Genomic DNA, 22,332 nt, shown 5'->3' with positions numbered 1-22,332 from the left:
GGCCCGCTTCAAGGCGGCGGCGAAGGCTCCTGAGGCTGCGTCGCCACGGCCTCATCCGGGCGCGGCGGGCCCCGCCGGACGGGCAGCTCCAGCCGCGTCCACGCCTTCGTGCCTCCCAGCACGTTCGAGACCTGCTGGAAGCCATGGCGCAGGAGGATGCTCACCGCGAGCCCGGCGCGGTGGCCCACGCTGCACGTCACCGCCAGCGGCAGGTCCTCGCGCAGCCCGAGCTGGGGCAGCCGCGCCTCCAGGTCGCCCACGTACACGTGGCGCGTCTGAGGGATGTGGCCCTGCTCGAACTCGGCGCGTCCGCGCACGTCCAGCGTCTGGAAGTGTCCGGCCCGGGCGAAGAGCGCCTCGGGGGTCAGGGTGCCGCTGTGCTCGACGGGCAGCCCCGCGTCGCGCCACGCGCCGAAGCCTCCGGCGAGCACGCCATGCACCTCGTCGAGGCCGACGCGGGCCAGCGCCAGCACCGCCGCCCAGGGGTCCGCGTGCTCGGGCAGGATGAGGAAGAGCGGCGTGGGGGGCCGCGCCACCTGGGCGCCGAACACGGACAGCCCGTTCATCCAGACGTTCAGCGCGCCGGGGACATGTCCCCCCGCGAAGGCCTCGGGCTCACGGGCGTCCAGGAGTTGCCCGCTCTGGATGGCCCGCTGGAAGCCGCCCGGCCCCAGGAAGGTGATGGCGCGTGACTCGGCCAGGAGCGGGTGGCCGCCGTGCAGGTTCACCTCCTCCATGCGAGTGAAGTACCCCGGCCGGGGGAGCCGCTCGCGCACCTTGCGCTGGATGAAGTCGCTCCGGGAGAGGAGGAAGACGGGGTTGCTCTGGCGCTCGAGGCCCAGCGTGGTCGGCTCGCGGTCCGCGATGTCACCGCCGCACACCGAGCCCGGCCCATGCGCGGGGAGGACGAGCGCCTGGTCCCCCAGCGGCAGCACCTTCTGGTGGAGGGCGTCGTAGAGGAGCCCGGCGTTCTCGTACGTCCGCTCCGGGTCCTGCAGGTCCGTGCGCCCCGTCTCCCCGGCGAAGAGCGCGTCGCCGGTGAACACGCCCCAGGCCCGGGTGTGGTGGGGCTCGAGGTAGACGGCCCAGCTCGTGCTCTCCGGCGTGTGGCCCGGCGTGTGGAAGGCCACCAGCGTCAGCCCGCCGAGGTGCAGCCGCTCGCGCTCGCCCACCTGCATGCCGGCATGGGCGTTGATGGGGTGCCTGCCCGCCACCACCTGGGCGCCAGAGAGGCGGGCCAGCTCCGCCGTGCCCTGGACGAAGTCCTCCTGGCGGTGCGTCTGCAGGACGTAGCGCAGGCGCAGCCGCTGGCGCTGGAGCACGTCGAGGTACACGCCGACATCACGCCCCGGGTCCACCACGAGCGCCTCCCCCTCGCTGCCGAGGACGTAGGCGACGTGGGCGAGCCCCGGCGTCTTGATGGCCTGGAAGTACATGGGCACCACCCTTTCCCCTGAGTGTGGGGGCCACGGTCAGCGAAGAGGAGTACGGGCGAGCCGAGGCGCCGCCTCCCCGTCTCCTCTGGCGCGCGCGTCCCGTCCCTATCCTCAGCTCCATGGGAGGCTCGCGGCCTCCGGCTCGAGTCGCGAGGGAACGGCACGCATGACGCCAGGGGGCAATACGCCAGAGCTGGAGTCCTTCTACCATCTGGGCCATGGGCCCCTCGGCGACCGGGCCTGCCAGGGCACCGCGTGCTTCGTGGCGCGCCACCAGCGGCCGGACTGCTGGCGACAGGCCGTCCAGGCAGAGGCCCGTGTCTATTGCCTCGGCACCTGCGCGGGCACGGTGCTCGTGCGTGACATCGCTCCGGGGGCACCCGGCTCTCGGGCCCGGTCAACATGAACGAACCCTGGCGGTATGCCATGGGAGCGCTCTAAAGCTGCGCCACGCCGGTCGCGTAGGCCTCACGGACGGCCTGGGCGCAGGCCCGTGACTTCTCTCCGTCGTCCCGGCCGAGGAGCCGCACGCGCGCCAGGAGCATGTACTGGGTCCTGGTCGCGTTCACCCACGGGTAGAAGCCGAACGCACCCGGGGACGAGTGCCCTGTCAGGGTCCACGCGCCGCCGCTCCCCTCCCCTTCAATCCAGTGCCCGAGCCCGTAGTACGCCTCGCCCGCGCTCCACGGTGTGTAGGACACGTCCGGGCCTCCGCTCCAGGCGGGGACGGCGTCCACCGTCAGCTTGGCGGACAGCGCATACTCGTTGTTGATCAGCTTCATCAGGAAGACGCGGTACTGCGCCGCGCTGCCCGTGAAGCCGGCCGCCACGGCGACATCGCTGTCTGCCTCCGGGAAGGTGGTTCCCAGCAACGGGTTGAGCCAGTCCGTGACGCTCGCGAGGCCCGTGCCCCGGCGCAGGGGCATGTCGACCAGGGCCAGCCTCTGCATGTGACCGTTATTGTAGAAGAAGCGCCCCTCCTCGAGCGGGCGGTACGAGACGTCCATGAAGGAGGGCCCGTAACAGGTGAAGACGGACGTCCCCTCCGCGTTGCACAGCGAGAGGTTCTCGTCGATGAAGCCGCTGGTGAAGTTGAGCCGGCGCTTCTCGTCCGCGGTGAGGAGCTCGTACCCCTTGGACTGGACGTAGGCCGCCGCGTAGAGCCACTTGCTGGCGGAGGCGAGGGGCATCGTCGTCGTCGCCGTAACGCCGCTGCCCTTCGAGAAACCGTAGAGCGGACCGGCACCGGTGCCGATCTCCCAGTAGAAGCTCCCGAGTGACGTGCAGCTCGCGGCGTTGTGAGCCGTGTCCAGCGCGGCCTGCTCATGCGACGTGAGCGCCGCGCGGGAAGAGCCATGGCGTCCCTCGTCCGAATCGAGCGCGACTTCCGGGAGACCACAACCGACAGCGCCCATCGTCCACAGCGCGCACGCCCCGATGAGCCTCTTCGTCCCGAATCCCGTCATGGGTGATTCCTCCTGAAATACCCCGTGAACCCGGATGGGGTCTGGAGGTTTCGGCGGAATCACGCGGGCCGTCAGATTTTGAAGTTCCAGCCGGCGAGCTGAATCAGGTCGCTGGCGCCGCCGAAGGGGACGCGCTTCGGACCGGGCTGGCGGTGCGCGGGAGCAGGCACATCGGTCGCGATGCGCTTGACTCCGGTCGTCTTGTCGAGCCCGCTGCACCAGGTCTGCCAGCGCTCTCCGTTCAGCCGGTCCTTGAACCCGAGGCCCACCACCTGCTTCGCCGAGGGAGGCTCCGGGGACAACAGGTCGAGATACTCCATCCGGCCGCGCTGGACGCCCCGTTCGGTGCGCACCTCGTGGCAGTAGGCGGCGCCCCAGCGGTCCTCACTGAAGCGGATGGCGTAGACGCTGCCCGGCGTGGGCGGGCCGGGAATGGACTTCGGCTTCGCGGTGGCCGGAGCAGCCGGGGTGGCAGCCTTGCGTCGCTTCGTGGGCGGCGAAGCCGGAGCGACAGGTTCCTGCTTCGGGCGCTCGAGATGGCCGAACAGCCGCGTCACCAGCTCTTCCTGGATGCCTTCCTTCGCCGACCACCACGCCAAGGGCGCGGGCACCTCGACGCGGACCGAGGGGCGCTGGTCGCGCTCGGCCGCCGAGGTGAAGCGGTTCATCAAGCCCGGGTGCTCGGGCGTGTCAAGGATGCCGATGAACGCGAGCGCCTCCAGCACGGTCTCGCAGCGCGCGGGGCGATTGTTGCTCAGCAGCCTGGCCTTGTGGATCGCGGTGCGTGCCTGGCTGTAGCGCGCCGAGGGAGGAAGTCCGCGCAGCAGGTCGAGCAATTGGTGGAACACCCAGACATCCCGCGGCGTGGGCGTGGGCCACGCGGACGAGGGACCGGCAAGGGCCGAGCCCAGCGCGAGGACGCCATGGGCCGGATGAGCCTCCCCCCAGCTCGCGCCCTGCGCGTGACGCATATATGCCTCGAAGGTGGCGTCGATGGCGTCCGCATTGAAGAAGCAGACACGGCAGCTTCCGCCGCCCATGCGAGCTTCGTCGTGAACCGGCATCGCGCGCCCGAGGACTGCGGCGGGCAGGACGGTCAACCAGGAGAGGTCCGCCGACGTCATCGATGCCACGAACGCGTTCGCCGCCCGACGCGGCGTGACGGCCTTGGCGCACTGGCGCAATCTGTCGATGACTTCATCATGCCCCCACTGAACGAAGGTGTTGGGCACCAACCCGGCCGCCCTCAAGCGCAGGTGGTCTTCCTCCGTGAAGGTGGAGGGGACTCGGTGGCAGTAGCGCTCTTTCTCATCGAAGTACGTCTGGTGCGAGCCGTAGATGCGGGACAGCAATGTCGTAACAGTTGGGTCCACGAGGAGTAACTTGAGCACGCCGAGTGATGAAGTCGGCGATGGCATGCTCGAACTGCGCCGACATGAACGTCTCCGCCCCCAGGGAGCGGCTTACGAGGAGTGACGTCCTCCGCCCCGGCCAGGATGCCCTGCGTTCGCTCGGATCCGAAAACAAAGGCCCTGGAGTCCATCGGAGCCTTCCCGGACCGAGCCAGCGCCCTGCGCCTCATTACCATCGTCGCACTTGAAGCCACCGGCGTTTGGGATGACCGCCGCTACCTCGACATGTCCCTGCTGAAATCAACTACTGACACCGTCGCTGCATGATGCCGCCGAGGAGCCTTCCTCCCTCGCCCCCATCAAACCAACGACACAGTCAGCAATCATAGGCACGCCAGCGCCTATGGGCGACCAAATGGCAAGCCGCGAAGCTCCAAGCGCAACATGCGCCCACCGTATGTGAGCACTGCGCGGGAGGTCTCTCTCCCTCTTTCCTGGAGGACCTGCCACGTCTCTTGCCTCAATGGGTAAACCAACGTCACTGTCACCTCATCCGCGTCAAATAGGGCGGCATAGGCAAGTACTTGGTGCACATCCGCGCGATGCGCTTCGCGCGCATCCGATGTGAACTCCAACCAGCCTCCTTCATCCAGTTCAGCCAAATGCGCCTTGTACTTTGCGTCCACAATCTGAACCGTCCGGCCTCTTCGCAAAACAAAGTCGGGTGCCAAATGACTCAGCGACTGAGGGCCAGAATGCGACCATGTGATAGGGAACATTGTTTGTCGCAACCGGGCTGTTCGCAAATCCGCGCCTGTCAGTGCCGCCTCCTCGCGAAGAACCGCCTCCACATAACGTTCCCAGGCCTCTGCGAGCGGCAGGTACCACGCAAGTCCATCAAGTTCCCGGCCTCCCCCAAGGCCTCGCTCATCCGAAATCCAGCCAATTGCTTCAACGCCCTGCCGAAGCACGTCCGAGGAGAATCCTCCTCGCCCATAGACTCCCCGCAGCTCTTCGCGGGTCGGGACCACAGGACGAACGCCAGCAACCTGTTCAAGAAGCTGTTCAGCCAGAGCGTAGAGGCGTCGTGCGGTCGGATCTATCCCGAGACTGGCAGTCAAAGCGGTGCGTACCCGCTCCACGGTCCACCGAATGAGCCCCCAAAGCCGAGGGTCACCGTCGAGCTCCGGATATCGACATGGTAGTTGGTGCCATCTCCCCGTGGCGAGCGACTCCGTTCGGTAGCGAGGCCATAGAATTCGGCCGCGGGGCTTACCGAGTACGGCATCTACATCATGAAAGCCGCGACGACGCTCACGCAGCAATGCATCCAGCCGCGCAAGTACGGGGCCCGCGAGTACCCATGGCGGGATCTCGCGCCCGCTTCCAGGCACCAACGGAAGGTCGACAAACTGAGGAGCCGCGGCCCAACCAACCTGTGCCAGCACCGCGCCCACACCACTCCATCCAAATCGAGGTTGAACAACCAGGCCTGCCGCAACTTGCCCCGTCTGTGCCGAGCGCAACGGAACAGCACCCGCCCGTGCACCTGGGAACATGTGTAACTCAGCCCCCTGCGCGGAGACTCTCACCTCGCTACGCACATCCAGGGCAGCAAACGCCACTTGGTTGAAGGCGAGGAAAGACTCTGCGAACGCCCCCCAGCCCCCCCCGCGCTGCGCTGGAGCAAAGACTTCGGCTGGAAGCCGCACCGAACGGCCATGATCGCGTGCAGCGAAAAGTGGCAGTGAAGTGGGCGCAGGAGGAGTCCGGCGGACTTGTGACCGCCGTCCGCTTCCCAGCTTGCGGGTTCTACTTTGTGGACGCGGCATGCTCGAATTGATGAACAGCATCCTCAATAGAGTCGCGCACGGCGCTCAGTTCACTGGAGGCCGGACCGAGAAAGCCTTGCCGAAGATACTCATCGAGGAGCGGAAGTAACTCGAAGCGGAATCGGCTGAGGAGGTCGGCCGTATCCTTCGCGATGAAATATGCATGGCCTGGCAATAGCTCGAGTGCCTCAGGCGGCGCATGCTCAACAAAGATGTCTGTCAGCCGATCAAACACCTCCGTAGCCAACCCCAACCCCTGTGCCACCACAACCTCTCGGTCTGGTGGAACGTGGACGAATGCGAATCTTCTCCGAATGGCCAAGTCCAAGGGCGCAATGCTTCGGTCCGCCGTGTTCATGGTAGCCAGGACGAAAAGATTGGCAGGCAAATCAAGCGTCGACATCCCTTCGGCTTGATGCGGTAGCCGGATAGAGCGAGGCCGCTCGCTCCCAATTTCCCCTGGCTCGAAGAGGTAGATCGCTTCGCCGAGGACCTTGCCCAGATCTGCTCGATTGAGTTCATCAATGGTGAGCAGAAATGGGCGCTCCCGCGCGGCACGCGCCGCTTCGAGCAGCCATCCGGAACGCACAGCGAATCGGAGCGAGCCCGCCCGGGCGTCAGGAGTAAGGCCGACAACAAAATCTTCGTAGGTCACTGCAGGATGGAACTGAACCGTCATCCCCTGTCCACCGAAGAACCTCTCGCGAATCTCTTCAGCGAGCCGCGTCTTTCCGGTGCCCGGTGGCCCCTGCAGGATAACGAAATGGCGGCTTTGCAAGAGGCGATGAACGACCTCTGCATCGACCGACGGAAACAGGTCTGATCGGAGCTCGCCGTGGAGACGGTCGTATTCTGCTTCGTATGGCTTCAGTACCTGCCATCCACGCTCGTGCGCATAGAGGTCAAGGAACGCCTGAACAACCCAACGGGCCTTGGCAGGGTCCGACGGCACCACAGCGGTGCAGTACATCTCGCGGCCGTAACGCTGGAACGTTCCATCGAAGCCGGCGAAGCGTTCGCGAACAGTCTTCGGGACGAGAACCCCGAGTGCCGCAGGATCTGGCTTGGTCCACACCTCCACCCTGCGCTGCGCCAGGTAGCGACGAAGCGCTGCGATCCGGCGACGATGTCCCGGTCGCATGAGGATGCCCTCATCGGGAGACAGGCCTCGCGTCCCCACGACCAGCCCAATCAGGCTTCCGGCTTCAGTCGTCGGGAACCAGACCAGGCTCGTTCCACCGTACGGGCCGCTCTGGGGATTCTCTGGATGGATCAGGCCAGCATAGGGCACACCGTCGCCGCTTCCCTCCCCCAACGAATACGCGTCTCGGAACATCGTCTTTTCGGTGTGGCGCTGGGCAAACCGCCCGCCAAAAAGCCCTTCAAGCAACGGGCGAACACTGCTCCGATCCGTCCCCGCAAGTCCGACGCGAATGCGGTCCGACAGCCTTCCAAGCGCATCAGGATCTGAACTGGCCACGGGCGCTCCCATCTGCCTGATTTCCCCGGAACCATAGTACGGGACGATTTTCAGTAGGGATGGAAGCGCATGCGCTGAGCCGAATGCGTCGGTTGTGTGAGCCTGCTGCGCCCGACGATCGGCTGAACGTGTTGGCAACATTGCCCCTTGGGAACTAAAAACAAAGGCCCTGGAATCCTCAGCTTTCGCCAAGAACTCCAGGGCCTTCGATGGTCGGGGCGACAGGATTTGAACCTGCGACCACTTGCACCCCAAGCAAGTGCGCTACCAGGCTGCGCTACGCCCCGGCACTGCTGCTGCCGTGAAAGGGTGCGCCCTTATGCCCCCACATGACGTTCAGGTCAAGCAAGAGCAGCAGGGCAACATCCAAAAAACTCACCCTTCCATGTCCTCCATTCCCTCTTCGTCGAAGTCCTCGCCCCGGGCCTCGGCCGCGTCGGCGGCGGCCTCTTCCCGGGCGTCGATCTCCGCGTGATCTTCCGGCGGCGCCTCGCCGTTCAGGGCGCTCTTCAGCACCTGGCTCGGCCGGAAGGTCAGCACCCGGCGCGCCGAGATCTCGATCTCCTTGCCCGTCTGCGGATTGCGGCCCACGCGCGCCTTCTTCTGGCGCACCTGGAAGTTGCCGAACCCGGAGATCTTGATCTTGTCCCCGCGCTCCAGGGTCTCCTTGAGCGTGTCGAACACGAGCTCCACGATCTCGGCCGACTCCTTCTTCGAGAAGCCGACCTTCTCGTAGACACCCTCGATGATGTCCGCCTTCGTCATGCGAATCCTCGGGAAGCCCTCGGGGCTGAACGGCGGGCACTGTTGCAGCCTTCCCGAAGACGTGTCAACCCTCTGACTTCATTCAGGAATTCAGGCGCGCAAGGCAGCACCCAGCCGCTGCTTCACCTCGTCCACGATGCGTTGGTGCGCCTCGTTGACCTCCACGTCGGTCAGCGTCCGCTCGGCCGAGCGGTACCGCAGCGCGTACGCCAGGTTCTTCCGTCCCTGGGGGATCTGCTCACCGGTGTACACGTCGAACACCTGAGCGTCCTCCACCAGCGGCTTGCCCACCTCCAGGATCACCCGCCGCACCTCGTCGTTGGGCAGCTCCAGCGGCACCACCACCGCCAGGTCCCGCAGCACCGCCGGGAAGCGCGGCAGCGACCGGTACGCCGGCACCAGCTTCGCCGCCGCGTACAGCGGCTCCGTGTCCAGCTCGAACACGAACACCCCGCCCGGCAGGCCCAGCGCCTTCGCCACCCGGGGGTGCACCTCGCCCACGTGGCCCAGCACCGCCCCGTCCGCCGCCTTCACCTGCGCCACCGCCTTCGGGTGGTACGCCGCCGGCCCCTCGGGCACGTACGTCACGCCCTCCACGCGGAGCGCGCCCAGCAGCCCCTCCACCGCAGCCTTCGCGTCGTAGAAGTCCGCCCGCGCGTCCTTGTGCGTCCAGCTCCGGCCGCCGCCCCGCAGGCCCCACACCAGGCCCGCCACCCGATGCACCTCGCGCGCCGCCGGACGCTGCCCCTGCCCGCCCTCCGCGTCCCGGAAGTAGGCGCGGCCCGTCTCGTAGATGGCCACCGCCTCCACCTGGTGCCGCACGCTGCGGGACAGGTTCTCCAGCAGCCCCGGCAGCAGGCTGGTGCGCATCACCGACTGCTCCACGCTCAGCGGGTTGAGCAGCGACACCGGCTTCTCCGCCCCCCCCAGCACCTCCAGGCTGCGCGGCGCGACGAACGAGTAGTTCACCACCTCGTCGAAGCCCGCACCGGCCAGCGCGTGACGCATGCGGCGCTCGGCCTCGGCGTGCGCGGGCTCCGGGGCCAGCGTGGCCAGGCCGCGCGGCAGCGTCGCCGGAATGTTGTCGTAGCCGTAGATGCGCGCGACCTCCTCCAGCAGGTCCTCCTCGCGCTCCACGTCCACGCGGGCCCGGGGCACCTCGTACGTCGCCTGCCCCGTCCCCTGCTCCACCGCCTTGAAGCCCAGGGCCTCCAGGATGCGCCGGACCTCCGGCTCCGCCACGGCCACGCCCAGCACCTGCTCCACCCGGGCGAAGCGCAGCGTCACCTTCCGAGCCGGCTTCGGCGCCGGGTACACGTCCACGCGGCCCGGGGCCACCGTCCCACCCGCCAGCTCCGCGATGAGCTGCGCGGCCCGGTCAATCGCCGGCACCACCGCGTCCATGTCCGCGCCGCGCTCGAAGCGGTGCGACGCCTCCGTGTGCAGCCCGTGCCGCTTCGACGAGCGCCGCACCGTGGAGCCCTGGAAGTTCGCCGACTCCAGCACCAGCCGCTTCGTCCCCTCCGTCACCTCGCTGTCGCCGCCGCCCATGACCCCGGCGATGGCCTGCGCCCGCTCCTTGTCCGCGATGACCAGGTCATCCACGTCCAGCACGCGGTCCTTGCCGTCCAGCGTCTTGAGCTTCTCGCCGCGCGTCGCCGTGCGGACGACAAGCTCCTGCCCGGCCAGCTTCTCCAGGTCGAAGGCGTGCAGCGGCTGCCCGTACTCCAGATTCACGTAGTTGGTGACGTCCACCACGTTGTTGATGGCGCGCACCCCGGCCGCCTTCAGCCGGTCCTGCATCCACTGCGGAGACGGCCCAATGGTCACGTTCTCCACCACGCGCGCCACGTAGCGCGGGCAGCGGTCCGGGGCCTCCACGCGCACCTTCACCTGGTCCGCGGCGGGCGTGCCCGACTCGGCGGGCTTCGGCTGCGGCACCTTCAGCGCGGCGCCCGTCACCACGCTGACCTCGCGCGCCACGCCCAGGTGGCTGAGCGCGTCCGGCCGGTTCGGCGTGACGTTCACCTCCAGCACCACGTCATCCAGCCCCACGGCCTCCGCGATGGGCAGGCCCACGCGCGTGTCCGCTGGGAGGATGAGCAGGCCGCTGGACTCCTCGCTCAGGCCCAGCTCCTTGGAGGAGCAGAGCATGCCGAAGCTGTCCACGCCGCGCAGGGCCGCCTGCTTGATGTCCATGCCGTTGGGCAGCTTCGCGCCCACGGTGGCCAGCGGCACCTTGTCGCCCACCTTGAAGTTCTTCGCGCCGCACACCACCTGGAGCAGCGCCGTCCCGCCGATGTCCACCTGCGTGACGGACAGCTTGTCCGCGTTGGGGTGCTGCACGGACTCCTTGATTTGCGCCACCACCACGCCGCGAAGGGCCTCCGCGGGGCGCTCCATTCCCTCAATCTCCAGGCCCGCGGCGGTCAGCTTGCGCGCCAGCTCGTCCACGGACGGCGGCAGCGCCACGTAATCGCCCAGCCACTTCACCGAAATCTTCACAGGTCCACCCTCTTCTTCTACCGGCTGGAACACGGGGGCCCACGAAGCGGCCCCCTGGAATCTCAGAACTGCTCGAGGAAGCGCGCGTCGTTCTCGAACATCATCCGCAGGTCGTCGATGCGGTAGCGCAGCATGGCGATGCGCTCCACGCCCATGCCGAACGCGTAGCCCGTCACCTCGTTCGGGTCATACCCGGCGGACGTGAAGACGTTGGGGTGCACCATGCCGCTGCCCAGCACCTCCAGCCACCCCGTCTGCTTGCAGATGCGGCAGCCCTTGCCGCTGCAGTTCGTGCAGGTGATGTCCACCTCCGCGGAGGGCTCCGTGAAGGGGAAGAAGGACGGGCGGAAGCGGGTGCGCGTGTCCGAGCCGAAGAACGCCGTCACGAAGGCCGCCAGCGAGCCCTTCAGCTCGGCGAACGTCACGCCCTTGTCCACCAGCAGGCCCTCCACCTGGTGGAACATCGGCGTGTGCGTGAGGTCCGAGTCGCGCCGGTACACCCGGCCCGGCATCACCGCGCGGATGGGCGGCTTGCGGTTCAGCATGTACCGCACCTGCACCGGCGACGTGTGCGTGCGCAGCAGCGCGGAGCTGTCCGCCTTCTTCGCGTGGCCCAGGGTGGCCTCGTCCACGTAGAAGGTGTCCTGCATGTCCCGCGCGGGGTGGTCCTTGGGCAGGTTCAGCGCCTCGAAGTTGAAGTAGTCCAGCTCGATCTCCGGGCCGCTGGCCACGTCGAAGCCGAGCCGCGCGAAGGTCCGGACAATCTCCTCCATCGTCCGCGACACGGGGTGCCGGCTGCCCAGCGCCACGCCGCGTCCCGGCAGCGTCACGTCCAGGCCCGGGCCCTGGAGCTGGGCCTCCAGCGCGGCCGCCTCGGCGCGCTCCACGGCCTCGGCGAGCAGCTTCTCCAGCTCCGCCTTCACGCTGTTGGCCACCTCGCCCAGCGAGCGCCGCTCGTCCGGGGGCAGCTTGCCCATGCCGCCCAGCACGCCGGACAGCTCGCCCTTCTTGCCCAGGTAGCGGACCCGCAGCGCTTCCACCGCGGACAGCTCCGACGCGCCGCCAATCTCCCGCCTCGCGGACTCCGCGAGCGCCAGCAACCGATCCCGCATGGACTTCCGCCTCCGTTCCAGTTCCCCGCGCGCCCTTGGCGCCGAGGCAAAAAAAAGGGCCGCCCCGAAGAGGCAGCCCGTTCAAACATCCGGACAGGGTGGCCAGCGTCAGCCCACCACCCCACCCGTTCTGTCTCCAGCCTTGGGGGCTGGATGTGTCTCAGGCCGCCTTCGCGATGTTGGCGACGGCCGCAAAACCCGAGGGATCCGCGATGGCCATGTCGGACAGGACCTTGCGGTCCAGGCCGATCTTCGCCTTCGCGAGGCCCGCGATCAGCTTCGAGTAGGACAGGCCGACCGTGCGGGCCGCCGCGTTGATGCGGACGATCCACAGGCGACGGAAGTCCCGCTTGCGCTGCATGCGGTCGCGGCTGGCGTAGTCCAGCGCCCGCTCAACCGCCTGGTTGGCGCGCTTGTAGCAGTTCTTCCGACGGCCGCGGAAACCCTTGGCCAGCTTCAAAATCCGATTACGACGACGACGGGCCTTGACGCCCTTCTTCACGCGCATGACTGCCTCACTTCGGACTGCGTAGTTGAGAAGCCCCCCGGCGCAGGCGTACCGCCGCTCCGACGAGGCCACGTAATCCTGACTTCAGGACCGCGAAATCAGCCCCCGTAGGGGAACATCTCCTTGATGACCTTCTTCGCGTCCATGTCGCGAAGATGACCGGTGCCGCGGCCGTTGCGCTTGGACTTCGGCGTCTTCGAGAACGTGAAGAGGTGCTTCGCGAAGGCCTTGCCGTACTTGACCTTGCCGCTCTTCTTCACGTCAAAGCGCTTCTTCGCGCTGCTGCGGGTCTTCAACTTCGGCATCGTCCTGATCCTTCCATGCACTGCGCCGCTGGGACTGCCGCGGCCGGTGCGAGAACTCTCGGAAACTGGGGAACTTGGGCAGGCTCCCCTCGAAAGTGCGCCAAGATACTTAGGTGCAACCGGGAGTCAAGGCCCGTCAGCAAGCAGACAGGCGTCCTGACCTCCGGATCACGGCAGGGCCGCTTCCTTCGCCAGCAGGGCCTCGAAGTCCGCCAGCTTCATCGTCTTGAGGTCCTCGCCGCCGTAGCGCCGGGGGGACACGCCCTCGCCGGACACCTCGTTGTCGCCCACCACCAGGGTGAACGGCACCTTCTGGAGCTGCGCCTCGCGGATTTTCGCGTTCATCGACAGGCCGCGCTCGTCGAACTCCACCCGGTAGCCCTTGGCCTTCAGGGTGTCCCGCACCTTCCGGGCGTAGTCGTTCTGGCGGTCCGCCACCGTCACCAGCACCGCCTGGACGGGGGCCAGCCAGGCCGGGAAGGCGCCGGCGAAGTGCTCGATGAGGATGGCCGTGAAGCGCTCGAAGGAGCCGAAGATGGCGCGGTGGAGCACCACGGGCCGGTGCTCGGCGTTGTCCTCGCCCACGTAGGTCAGGTCGAAGCGCTCGGGGGCCAGGTAGTCCAACTGCATGGTGCCGAGCTGCCACCGGCGGCCGATGCTGTCCGACACCGCGAAGTCGATCTTCGGGCCGTAGAAGGCGCCGTCGCCCGGGGCCAGCTCGTACGGGAGGCCCAGCGAATCCAGCGCCGCCTTGAGGTCGCCCTCGGCGCGGTCCCACAGGGAGTCATCGCCCAGGCGCTGCTCGGGCCGGGTGGACAGCTTCACCGCGTAGGTGAGGCCCACCGCCTTGTAGACGTGGTCCAGCAGCTTCACGAAGCGCCGGACTTCATCCGTGATCTGCGCCTCGGTGCAGTAGATGTGCGCGTCGTCCTGCGCGAACTGGCGCACGCGCGTGAGGCCGCCCAGGGAGCCCGCCGCCTCGTTGCGGTGCAGCACGTCCTGGGTGTGGAAGCGCAGCGGCAGGTCGCGGTAGCTGTGCTTCTTGAAGCCGTAGAACAGGTGGTGCGACGGGCAGTTCATCGGCTTGAGCGAGAAGTCATGCTCCCCGGACTCGCTGTCGAGCACGAGGAACATGTTCTCCTTGTACTTGCCCCAGTGGCCGCTGGTCTCCCACAGCCCCTTGTTGAACATCAGGGGCGTCTTGATCTCCACGTAGCCGTCGTTCTGGGTGAGCTGACGCATCCAGTTCGACAGCGTGGTGTAGAGCGTGGTGCCCTTCGGGGTCCAGAACGCGGAGCCCGGCGAGTACGGGTGGAAGTGGAAGAGGTCCAGCTCCTTGCCCAGCTTGCGGTGGTCGCGCTTCTTCGACTCCTCGATGCGGTTCAGGTACTCCGCGAGCTGCTTCTTGTCGAAGAAGGCCGTGCCGTAGACGCGCTGGAGCATCGGGTTGCGGTGGTCACCGCGCCAGTACGCGCCGCTGGAGGAGAGGATCTTGATGACGCCGATCTTCCCCGTGCTGGGCGCGTGGGGCCCCAGGCAGAAGTCCACCCAGTCGCCGTGGGTGTAGAGCGTCAGCGTCTTGGCGCCCTTGGCCGCGATGTCCTTGACGATCTCGACCTTGAACTTCTCGCCCTTCTCCTCGAAGAGGCGCACGGCCTCGTCCATGGAGATCTCCGTGCGGACGAAGGCCATGTCCCGCTTCAGCTCGGCGTTCGCCTCGGCCTCGATCTTCTCCAGGTCCTCGGGCGTGAAGGGCTTCTCGCGGAAGAAGTCGTAATAGAAGCCCTCCTCCGTCGCGGGACCGATGGTCACCTGCGTGCCGGGGAACAGCCTCTGCACCGCGCTGGCCACCACGTGGGCGGCGTCATGGCGGATGAGCTCCAGGGACTCGGGGCTCTTGGGGGTGAAGATCTGGAGCTTCGCGTCCTCGTCCAGCTTGCGCGCCAGGTCCATGTCCTGGCCATTGACGCGCGCGAACAGGGCGGCCTTCGCCAGGCCGGGGCCGATGCTCTCCCGCACGAAGTCCGCGATGGTGGTGCCCCGGGACGTCTGCTTCTGCGAGCCGTCGGGGAGCGTCACCGTGATGATGTCGGACATACGAACCTCGGAAAAACAGCGGGCGGCAGGCTCTTTGGAAGCCATGCCGCCCGCTGAAAGTCACTCACTGATGATGGGTCGTAGTGGGATCGAACCACTGACCCCTACCGTGTCAAGGTAGTGCTCTACCGCTGAGCTAACGACCCTTGGCGTTGCAGCCGCTTTGGTGGCGCGGGGAATACCAGCGGGCTCCCCGAGCTGTCAAGGAAACACAGAAGGGTTCTTCAACTCTTCCCGCGCCCCTTCGGATCCGCCGTTTCCAGCAGCGCGTGGACCCGGGCCATGACGGCGTCGAACATCGCCGGGGTGAGCCGCCCCGTCTGCGTGTTCTGCTGACTGACGTGGTAGCAGCCCAGCAGCGTCCGGCCGCCCGGCAGGCGCAGCTCCGCCCCATGGCCGAACGCGGGCCGAGGCGACGGCACCTGCATCCCCTGCCGCGCCAGGGCCACCAGCGCGGCGTTCCAGCCAATGGCCCCCAGCGCCAGCAGCACCCTGCCCGGCAGCAGCGCCAGCTCGCGGTCCAGGAACGGCGCGCACCGGGCCAGCTCCTCCGGGAGGGGCTTGTTGTCCGGAGGCGCACACCGCGCCGCCGAGACGATGAACGCGTCGTGGAGCCGGAGCCCGTCCTCCCGGTGCTCGCTGCGCGCCTGGTTCGCGAAGCCCGCGCGGTGCAGCCCGGCATAGAGGAAGTCCCCGGACCGGTCCCCGGTGAACATCCGCCCCGTCCGGTTCGCCCCATGGGCCGCCGGCGCCAGCCCGACGATGATGAGCCGCGCCTGCGGGTCTCCGAAGCCCGGCACCGGCAGGCCCCAGTAGCTCCAGTCGCGGTAGGCGCGGCGCTTCACCCGCGCCACCTCCTCCCGCCACGCCACCAGCCGGGGGCAGGCCCGGCAGCCGGTGATCTCCTCGTGCAGCGCCTCCAACCGCGTCACGGCGACCTGGGCTCCCCCGTGTACAGCCGCGTCCGCTGGTAGCGCTGCACCACCACGCTCAGCACCACCTTCAGGATGGCCGCCACCGGCACCGCCAGCAGGATGCCCACGAAGCCGAACAGCTCGCCGAAGGCGAGGATGGCCAGGATGACCGCCACCGGCGCCAGGCCGACCTTCTCCCCCACGATGCGCGGGGTGATGACGAAGCCCTCCAGCATCTGCCCGATGACGAAGGTGGCCGCCACCGCCGCGAGCTGCCACGGCCCCTGCCACGACAGCATCAGCCCCACCAGCGACAGCACGATGCCCACGCCCGTGCCCAGGTACGGCACCATGTTGCCGAAGCCGGCGATCACGCCAATGACGATGGCCATGTCGATGCGCGCCGCGGACAGGCCCACCGCGTAGATGACCGACAGCACCCCGCCCACGATGAGCTGCCCGCGCACGAAGGCGGAGAGCACCTCGTCCACCTCGGCGAAGCGCCGGCTCACCAGCCCCACCGCGCGCCGGGGCAGCAGGTCCTTCACCATGCCCATGAGCCGCGGGTAGTCCTGGAGGAAGAAGAAGGCCAGCACCGGCACCACCGACAGGCCCAGGAGCGTCACCACCAGCCGCGCCGTGTTGCCCGCGAAGCTCGCCAGGATGCGCGCCGCCGCCGGGCCCGCGCTCTGGACCAGCTCCGACGCCTGCTGTCCCAGCTCCGTGGTGCGCTGGCGCACCAGGTCCGGCAGCGAATGCCCCACCAGCCCTTCCACCTTCGGCACCACCTGGGTGCTCGCGCGGTTGAAGAAGTCCGGCAGCTTCGACGCCTCCTCGCGGAACACCGGGATGAGGTACAGCACCCCGCCCACCAGCATCAGCGTGCCCGCCACGAAGACGAGCGTCGTCCCCCAGGTGCGGTTCAACCGCCGCTTCTCCAGCTCGGTGACGATGGGGTTGAACACGTACGCCCCCGCCAGCGCGAGCAGCACGGGCACCGCCACGCCGCCGAACACGGAGAGCAGCGCGAACACCAGGCCCAGCGAGCCCAGCATCACCGCCGACCACCACAGGTCGATGCGGCGGGCGTCCGACTCGGACAGCGCGCGCTCGTCCACCGCCACGGGCTCCGCGACGGGCGCCGGCTGCGCTGGAGACACGGCCTTGGCGTGCGGCTGGGGCGGCGCCACCTCGTGCAGCACGGGGACGGGGCGGACCGGCGCGGGCGGCGCGGCGGCGGGTTTCACGGCGGCGGGGGAATGACCTTTCCTGCGGCGTCCGATGGCGCTCTCCTCTTCAGTCCCTGCTACGGCGGCGGCTCGTGCTGATTGCACTTCATGAAAGCGCCGGAATCATCGCCCGGCGACGCCCGGATGGAACAGGTGGGCCCGTCCGCCCGCTCGCTTCACACCCGGCGAGGCCTCACTCCGCCCCACCGCCCGAGGCCCCATTCGCGCGAAGCTGGATGGTCAGCCGCGCCCGGGCCCGGCTGGGCTCGAAGTACGTCGTATAGGGCCAATAGCCCCGCTTCTTCACCTCAATCTCGTGGAGCCCGGTGCCCACCCGGAGCGCCTTGGGCGAACCGTTGAAGTCACTGCACAGGCCCTGCCAGACGCCGTCCAGGTACACCTCCGCGTCCGTGGGCTCGCACACCAGGGCCAGGTTGCCGCTGGGACTCTGGGCCTCCGCCATCAACTCCCGGGCCTTGAGCAGGGACTCGGGCTCCTGACGCTTCGCACACCCGGCGAGCGTCGACACCGCCACCCACAGCAATACCTTCCGCATCAGCGCGCCAAGGACCTCGAAGTCACTGCGTGACGATGACCACCCGGCCCTCGGCCAGGAAGCGTGTGTTCACCTCGGCGAGCGCCTTCGCGTCCTCCGAGGCCAGCACCAGGTCGGAGCCCTTCGAGCCGGTGGCCTTCACCACCAGGGGCTTGTCCCCCACCAGCGCCGCCTTCTTCGCCGCGTCCAGACTCTGGAACCACGCGGCCACGCCCGTCGCCGCGCGGTGCTCGCGGGCCAGCGCGGCCGCGCCGTAGAGCGCCTTGCCGCTGTCATCCACCAAGCGGGGCGCCAGCACCGGCTGCACCCCGAGCCCACGCGCGTCCACCACCAGGCCCGTGTACTTCTTCGCGCCCGCGCCATTCAGGACGATGGCGGGGTCCGCGGATGGAGGCGAGAGCAGCGCCGCGGTGATGGCCGCCAGCGGCAGCTCCACGTCGATCTCCACGCCACTGTCGGAGAAGAAGCGCCGGCCGACGACCTTGTAGCCACCGATGGCGGCCTCGACGCGCTCGCGGACGTCCTCGCGGGTCAGTTCGTCCGCCACGGTGCGGCCCGCGCTGATGTGGATGCGCCCGGCCCGCTCCAGGAGACCTTGAATGGCGGCCTGTCTGGCGGTCCGCTCGGCGCCCAGGCGGGCCTGCCCGGGGTTGGAGGCCTTCAAGTCGGGGGCACCGGCACCCGTGGCTCGCAGGACCTGGCCTTCCCAATTCACTCCCGGCGCCCCCGGTGCCGGCTTCACGGCAGCGACGGTGGGCTTCGGGGCCTTCGCTTCCTTGCCCTGACCGGAAGCCGTCAGCGGCACGGCCAGCAGCATCCCCCACAGCGAGTGCCTCACGGGAAATCCTCCAGCCCCGCACCCGACGTCACGCGTCGTGTTGGAGCAGAATGGCTCCCCATTCAACGGGCCCGCTTCCGGGGAAGTCAAGGCGGGCCCCGCGGGTACGACGGGGGCGCGTCAGTTCTCGTTGCCGTGACGGTCGACGTAGGCGTCGATCATCTTCCGGTGACGGTCGGTGAGGAGCGTGAAGCGCACACCCGAGCGCTCGCGCTTCGCCGTCCCCAGCTCCGCCCACTCGCGCACCACTTCACCCTCGGCGTAGATGATCTCCTCCGAGCCCGGGAGCTGGAACTGGAGGCCGATGCGCCGGGCCTCGTGCTCGGGCTCGAGCAGCCGGCCCAGGCTCAGCCCTTCCTGGCTGATGTCCGCGGCCCGCGACATGTACGGCACGCCACCCATGTACTTGTTCAGGTAGATGTCGAGGGGCGCCCGCTTGCTCTTCCGCTTGTCGCTCATGGCTTCTTCGCCTCCGGTCAGGTGGTGCGGTGCAACAGGTTGCTCCGGGGGTGAAGCAACCTGGAGGCAGGGTAGAGGCGCGCGCCGAACGCGCAAGAAAACGGACGGGGCGCGGAGGCCTCGCGCGCTCGCCGTGCTTCCCCGCTGAATTCTTCGCGCGGGCTTGTGTCTACCGAGCGCGCGCGCACGCTCTATAGTGCGCCGGCTTTCATGAAAGGTGGATGCATGCGAACGATGTGGACGGCGGCCCTGGTGTTCGCGCTCGGCGCGACGGGGGCTCAGGCGCAGGACTCGAAGTCGGCGAAGCAACCCGCCGCCGCCCCCGCCGCGCTTTCCGAAGGGGACCGGGAGACGCTCTACACGCTCGGTCTCTCCATTGGCCGCGACCTGTCCCTCTTCTCGCTGTCACCCGAGGAGCTGAAGGTCCTCCAGCAGGGCCTGGCGGATGGCCTCGAGGGGAAGACGTCCGACATCGACCCGAAGGAGCAGGCGCAGCGCATCCAGGCCTTCGCCAAGAGCCGGCAGGCGCAGGCGGGCAAGGCCGCGCTGGAGCGCGCCGGGAAGGAGCCCGGCGCGGAAGTGCTCCCCTCCGGCGTCGTCTACAAGCAGGTCAAGGCCGGAAGCGGCCGCAGCCCGCGCGCCGTCGACACCGTCAAGGTCCACTACGAGGGCCGGCTCGTGGACGGCACCGTCTTCGACACCTCCGCCCGTCGCGGCATCCCCGTGGAGTTCCCGCTCAACGGCGTCATCCCCTGCTGGACGCAGGGCGTGTCGAAGATGAAGGTGGGCGGCAAGGCGAAGCTCACCTGCCCTGGCAACACCGCCTACGGCGAGCGCCCGCCCTCCGGCTCGCGCATCCCGCCCAACGCCGTCCTCATCTTCGACGTCGAGCTCATCGACATCCCCGGCGACACGTCCCGGCAGCCGTAGTCAGTGGCGCAGGGCGGCCTCGGCGGCGCGGAGCAGGGGCTCCGCGCTCACCGGGGCCCCGGTCGCATGAATCATCCACTGGTCGGGCGTCACCGAGCCGTAGGTGGCCATGCGCTCGAACTCCGCGCCCAGCGGCCCCTTGCGCTTCAGGTGCTCCTCAATCTGGAACGCGATGAGGTGCCCCAGCGGGTAGTCCGGCAGGTAGAGCGGGTAGCTGATCATGTGGCTGTAGACGGCCAGCAGCGTGCTCCCCTCCCCGCCCAGCACGGGCGCGAAGTACTGGTTCCACACGTCGCGGGAGAGGCCCACCACCGCCTCGCGAAGCTGCGCGGGCGTGGCGTCCGGGTGCGCGTACATCCAGTGCCACACCGCCATGTCCACCAGCGCGATGCCCGCGCGCTCCCACGTCTGCCACAGCTCGCCGAGCACGCGCTCCCGCTCACTGGCCGCGTCCGGCTTGCCCAGCCCGAGCAGCTCCAAATCACGCGCCTGGAACACGAAGGCCAGCGCCTCCGTGAAGGCGTTGTTGGGCACCCCCGCGAGCAGCGTGTGGTCCACGCCGTAGAGGCTGAACACCTGCTCCACGTTGTGCCCCAGCTCGTGCACCGCGATGTTGTAGCCCTTGTAGTCCATGCCCCCCTTCTCCACGCGCGTGCGCAGCCGGGGGAAGTCGCCGCGCCGCAGCGCTGGCATCGCGTGCCCCGCCCCGCGGGACGCGTCCACGCGGATGCGCTCCGCCAGCCACACGGCCTTCTCCTTCGTGAAGCCCATGCCCTGGAGGATGCGCGGCAGGTCCTTGGCGAAGGCCTCCGCCGTGGGGTAGCGCTCGCGCGTCAGCGCATCCAGCTCCGACTCCGGCCGCTTGCCGCCCGGGTTGAAGCCCGGATACCACAGGTCCTGCGGCTCCAGCTTCCGGCCCAGGCGCGCCTCAATCTCCTTCGCCACGCGCGGCACCAGCGGCGACTCCAGCACCTGCGTCAGCAGCGCGCGGACGCGCGCCTCCGGCAGCTCGCGGCCCAGCTCGAAGCTCCGCGCGATGCGCGTGGGCGCCACCGGCACGTAGGGGTCCGCCCGCCGCGCCGTCTGGAAGGTGGCCAGCAGGTGCGCATAGCGCGTGTCCGGCTCCGGTGACGCGTCCGGCTTCGACGTGCGCTCGGGCGCGTCCGCCTCCACCGTCTCCGGAGGCGCCGCGGTGACGGTGTTGGTGAAGGGGTCCCAGTCCAGCCGCGGGTTGTCGATGACGGCCTTGGGAATCGTCTGGGTGACAATGCGCTCCATCACCTGGACGATCATCCGCTGCTTCAGCGGGCCGGTCGCCGCGTCCGCGTAGTCGCCCTTCAGCTCGTCACGCAGGTTCCAGTGGCTGATGAGGCGCAGCCCCTTGGGGAAGGGCCGCCGCCCCTGGGCATCCACCAGGTGATGCATCCAGAGGTTGTACTCGGCGATGTACAGGTTGGCCGCGGCGATGGCGCGCGAGGACGCCTGCTGCACCTCCGCGGGGACGCGCTGGCTGAAGCGCCCGGCCAGCCGCGTCTCGGCCCACTGCCGCCGCGTCCAGGACGGCCCCTGCTCCACCCGCTCCGCCAGCGTGGTGAGCGGGAAGTTGAGCAGCACCACGAAGCCCACGCGCGAGGTGAACAGGTCTGTCGTGACGTGGGCGAACGGGTCGTACGCCGCCAGGAGCGGCTCCACCGGCAGCAAGGGCCCCAGGTCCAAGTCCGTGTACCACTGGAGCTCGCGTCCGATTTCGTACAGATGCCCGTCGAGCTGCTCGAACAGCCGCTCCAGCCGCTGGAACGTCGCGTCGAGCGCCTTCGGCTCCGCCAGGAACTGCTCCCGCGCGAAGGCCGCGAGGTCACCGTCCTCCGGCCGCCACATCGCCGCCACCTGGTCCACACCCCGCTCGATGCGGGCCCGCTGCGCCTCGCCGTGCTTCGCCACGAGCTCCGCCTTCAGCGCCTCGGCGTCGAACGTGGACGGCATGGCGGCGGGCTCCTTCTCCGGGACGTTGGCGGCAGGCGTTGCCACGGCGGACGTATCAGGGGCTGCGGCCGAGCCCGGGCCCGACGGCCCGGTGGGCGTGGTGGAGCAACCCAGCACGGCGAGGACAGGCAACAGGCAGGCGCGGACACGGCGGAACTTCGTCGACGAATGCACGGCGGAGCACTCCAGAAAGCACGAAGGGCCCGACCCCGTGGGGCCGGACCCTCATGATGCAACAGAAGCAGTTCGAACGACGCTCGGCTCAGGCCGCGCGGACGTTCTGCGCCTGCAGGCCCTTGGGGCCGCGGGTCACTTCGAACTCCACCTTCTGGCCCTCCTGCAGGGTGCGGAAGCCATCCATGTTGATGGCGGTGTGGTGGCAGAACACGTCCTCACCACCACCGTCCTGCGTGAGGAAGCCGAAACCCTTCGCATCGTTGAACCACTTCACGGTACCAGTAGCCATTTGCTCTCTTCTTCTTTCGTCACGGACGCGAATATCCGCCGTCCGGTCCTACGAGCGAACCCGCCTAGACGGCCGCAATTTAAGCGTGGCCGTCCGGCG

At 68.5% G+C, this 22,332-nt stretch carries 19 protein-coding genes, 2 tRNA genes and 1 pseudogene; 2 read left to right on the top strand and 20 right to left on the bottom strand.

Annotated elements, in window-relative coordinates; genetic code table 11:
• Positions 1-8 precede the first annotated feature (8 nt).
• The 3 genes from MYMAC_RS17865 to MYMAC_RS17855 all read right to left on the bottom strand — a co-directional run bounded on the left by MYMAC_RS17865 (position 9) and on the right by MYMAC_RS17855 (position 4,254).
• Complete coding sequence (locus MYMAC_RS17865; protein WP_095958942.1) at positions 9-1,436, bottom strand: MBL fold metallo-hydrolase; 1,428 nt, start codon at positions 1,434-1,436, stop codon at positions 9-11.
• A gap of 437 nt (positions 1,437-1,873) precedes the next feature.
• The gene (locus MYMAC_RS17860; protein ID WP_095958941.1) at positions 1,874-2,902 is read right to left on the bottom strand and encodes a hypothetical protein; all 1,029 of its coding nucleotides are present in this window, start codon (positions 2,900-2,902) and stop codon (positions 1,874-1,876) included.
• A gap of 71 nt (positions 2,903-2,973) precedes the next feature.
• Positions 2,974-4,254 (bottom strand): hypothetical protein, encoded by a 1,281-nt coding sequence (locus MYMAC_RS17855; protein ID WP_239989589.1) that lies wholly within the window; start codon positions 4,252-4,254, stop codon positions 2,974-2,976.
• A gap of 186 nt (positions 4,255-4,440) precedes the next feature.
• Between MYMAC_RS17855 and MYMAC_RS36865 the strand changes: the two are divergent.
• Positions 4,441-4,581 (top strand): annotated as a pseudogene (locus tag MYMAC_RS36865) (IS256 family transposase); the annotation flags it as partial.
• 74 nt (positions 4,582-4,655) lie between these two features.
• Here the strand turns inward: MYMAC_RS36865 and MYMAC_RS38660 are convergent.
• The 15 genes from MYMAC_RS38660 to MYMAC_RS17780 all read right to left on the bottom strand — a co-directional run bounded on the left by MYMAC_RS38660 (position 4,656) and on the right by MYMAC_RS17780 (position 18,854).
• Complete coding sequence (locus MYMAC_RS38660) at positions 4,656-5,813, bottom strand: 5-methylcytosine restriction system specificity protein McrC (protein ID WP_420810041.1); 1,158 nt, start codon at positions 5,811-5,813, stop codon at positions 4,656-4,658.
• Positions 5,814-6,066: 253 nt separating this feature from the next.
• On the bottom strand, positions 6,067-7,566 hold the full coding sequence (locus MYMAC_RS17845; RefSeq protein ID WP_157757509.1) for an McrB family protein: 1,500 nt from the start codon (positions 7,564-7,566) through the stop codon (positions 6,067-6,069).
• A gap of 210 nt (positions 7,567-7,776) precedes the next feature.
• A tRNA-Pro gene (locus MYMAC_RS17840) sits at positions 7,777-7,853 on the bottom strand.
• A gap of 88 nt (positions 7,854-7,941) precedes the next feature.
• Entirely contained in the window at positions 7,942-8,331 is a 390-nt protein-coding gene (locus tag MYMAC_RS17835; protein WP_002639669.1) for an integration host factor subunit alpha, read from the bottom strand.
• A 90-nt stretch (positions 8,332-8,421) separates the two neighbouring features.
• The gene (gene pheT, locus MYMAC_RS17830) at positions 8,422-10,836 is read right to left on the bottom strand and encodes a phenylalanine--tRNA ligase subunit beta (protein WP_204817702.1); all 2,415 of its coding nucleotides are present in this window, start codon (positions 10,834-10,836) and stop codon (positions 8,422-8,424) included.
• Between the two features lie 62 nt (positions 10,837-10,898).
• Positions 10,899-11,948 (bottom strand): phenylalanine--tRNA ligase subunit alpha, encoded by a 1,050-nt coding sequence (gene pheS, locus MYMAC_RS17825; protein WP_095958937.1) that lies wholly within the window; start codon positions 11,946-11,948, stop codon positions 10,899-10,901.
• Positions 11,949-12,108: 160 nt separating this feature from the next.
• Positions 12,109-12,456 (bottom strand): 50S ribosomal protein L20, encoded by a 348-nt coding sequence (gene rplT / locus MYMAC_RS17820; protein ID WP_013940187.1) that lies wholly within the window; start codon positions 12,454-12,456, stop codon positions 12,109-12,111.
• Positions 12,457-12,554: 98 nt separating this feature from the next.
• Positions 12,555-12,761, bottom strand: coding sequence for a 50S ribosomal protein L35 (gene rpmI / locus MYMAC_RS17815; protein ID WP_095958936.1), 207 nt, complete (start codon positions 12,759-12,761; stop codon positions 12,555-12,557).
• A 168-nt stretch (positions 12,762-12,929) separates the two neighbouring features.
• The gene (gene thrS, locus MYMAC_RS17810) at positions 12,930-14,858 is read right to left on the bottom strand and encodes a threonine--tRNA ligase (protein WP_095958935.1); all 1,929 of its coding nucleotides are present in this window, start codon (positions 14,856-14,858) and stop codon (positions 12,930-12,932) included.
• 74 nt (positions 14,859-14,932) lie between these two features.
• A tRNA-Val gene (locus MYMAC_RS17805) sits at positions 14,933-15,004 on the bottom strand.
• Between the two features lie 78 nt (positions 15,005-15,082).
• Positions 15,083-15,790, bottom strand: coding sequence for a uracil-DNA glycosylase (locus MYMAC_RS17800; protein ID WP_095958934.1), 708 nt, complete (start codon positions 15,788-15,790; stop codon positions 15,083-15,085).
• Positions 15,787-16,962, bottom strand: a complete 1,176-nt coding sequence (locus MYMAC_RS17795; RefSeq protein ID WP_095961609.1) for an AI-2E family transporter — start codon at positions 16,960-16,962, stop codon at positions 15,787-15,789. The genes MYMAC_RS17800 and MYMAC_RS17795 overlap by 4 nt, the downstream gene beginning before the upstream one ends.
• A gap of 232 nt (positions 16,963-17,194) precedes the next feature.
• Positions 17,195-17,557, bottom strand: coding sequence for a PEGA domain-containing protein (locus MYMAC_RS17790; protein ID WP_095958933.1), 363 nt, complete (start codon positions 17,555-17,557; stop codon positions 17,195-17,197).
• Positions 17,558-17,579: 22 nt separating this feature from the next.
• Positions 17,580-18,395 (bottom strand): hypothetical protein, encoded by an 816-nt coding sequence (locus MYMAC_RS17785; protein WP_239989588.1) that lies wholly within the window; start codon positions 18,393-18,395, stop codon positions 17,580-17,582.
• 120 nt (positions 18,396-18,515) lie between these two features.
• A complete protein-coding gene (locus MYMAC_RS17780; RefSeq protein ID WP_013940180.1) occupies positions 18,516-18,854 on the bottom strand; it encodes a PilZ domain-containing protein in 339 nt (112 codons plus the stop codon).
• 225 nt (positions 18,855-19,079) lie between these two features.
• Between MYMAC_RS17780 and MYMAC_RS17775 the strand changes: the two genes are divergently transcribed.
• Entirely contained in the window at positions 19,080-19,784 is a 705-nt protein-coding gene (locus tag MYMAC_RS17775; protein WP_239989587.1) for an FKBP-type peptidyl-prolyl cis-trans isomerase, read from the top strand.
• Here MYMAC_RS17775 and MYMAC_RS17770 read toward each other — a convergent pair whose 3' ends face one another.
• Together MYMAC_RS17770 and MYMAC_RS17765 are read right to left on the bottom strand one after the other, a co-directional pair.
• Entirely contained in the window at positions 19,785-21,767 is a 1,983-nt protein-coding gene (locus MYMAC_RS17770) for a hypothetical protein (protein ID WP_095958930.1), read from the bottom strand.
• A gap of 262 nt (positions 21,768-22,029) precedes the next feature.
• Positions 22,030-22,233 carry a cold-shock protein gene (locus MYMAC_RS17765; RefSeq protein ID WP_011553608.1) on the bottom strand — a complete coding sequence of 68 codons (204 nt, stop codon included), beginning with the start codon at positions 22,231-22,233 and terminating at the stop codon, positions 22,030-22,032.
• Positions 22,234-22,332 lie beyond the last annotated feature (99 nt).

It is taken from the genome of Corallococcus macrosporus DSM 14697 (assembly GCF_002305895.1).
Taxonomy (GTDB): domain Bacteria; phylum Myxococcota; class Myxococcia; order Myxococcales; family Myxococcaceae; genus Myxococcus; species Myxococcus macrosporus.
Note: the sequence above shows the minus strand (reverse complement) of the source record. Positions and strands in the feature narration are given on the sequence as shown.

What these genes read in the sequence shown, in the direction of transcription:
- MYMAC_RS17790 (WP_095958933.1), bottom strand. Translation starts at nt 17,557, where the DNA reads ATGCGGAAGGTATTGCTGTGGGTGGCGGTGTCGACGCTCGCCGGGTGT.
- MYMAC_RS38660 (WP_420810041.1), bottom strand. Translation starts at nt 5,813, where the DNA reads ATGTTCCCAGGTGCACGGGCGGGTGCTGTTCCGTTGCGCTCGGCACAG.
- thrS (WP_095958935.1), bottom strand. Translation starts at nt 14,858, where the DNA reads ATGTCCGACATCATCACGGTGACGCTCCCCGACGGCTCGCAGAAGCAG.
- MYMAC_RS17775 (WP_239989587.1), top strand. Translation starts at nt 19,080, where the DNA reads ATGCGAACGATGTGGACGGCGGCCCTGGTGTTCGCGCTCGGCGCGACG.
- rpmI (WP_095958936.1), bottom strand. Translation starts at nt 12,761, where the DNA reads ATGCCGAAGTTGAAGACCCGCAGCAGCGCGAAGAAGCGCTTTGACGTG.
- pheS (WP_095958937.1), bottom strand. Translation starts at nt 11,948, where the DNA reads ATGCGGGATCGGTTGCTGGCGCTCGCGGAGTCCGCGAGGCGGGAGATT.
- MYMAC_RS17835 (WP_002639669.1), bottom strand. Translation starts at nt 8,331, where the DNA reads ATGACGAAGGCGGACATCATCGAGGGTGTCTACGAGAAGGTCGGCTTC.
- MYMAC_RS17770 (WP_095958930.1), bottom strand. Translation starts at nt 21,767, where the DNA reads ATGCCGTCCACGTTCGACGCCGAGGCGCTGAAGGCGGAGCTCGTGGCG.
- rplT (WP_013940187.1), bottom strand. Translation starts at nt 12,456, where the DNA reads ATGCGCGTGAAGAAGGGCGTCAAGGCCCGTCGTCGTCGTAATCGGATT.
- MYMAC_RS17865 (WP_095958942.1), bottom strand. Translation starts at nt 1,436, where the DNA reads ATGTACTTCCAGGCCATCAAGACGCCGGGGCTCGCCCACGTCGCCTAC.
- MYMAC_RS17765 (WP_011553608.1), bottom strand. Translation starts at nt 22,233, where the DNA reads ATGGCTACTGGTACCGTGAAGTGGTTCAACGATGCGAAGGGTTTCGGC.
- MYMAC_RS17860 (WP_095958941.1), bottom strand. Translation starts at nt 2,902, where the DNA reads ATGACGGGATTCGGGACGAAGAGGCTCATCGGGGCGTGCGCGCTGTGG.
- MYMAC_RS17780 (WP_013940180.1), bottom strand. Translation starts at nt 18,854, where the DNA reads ATGAGCGACAAGCGGAAGAGCAAGCGGGCGCCCCTCGACATCTACCTG.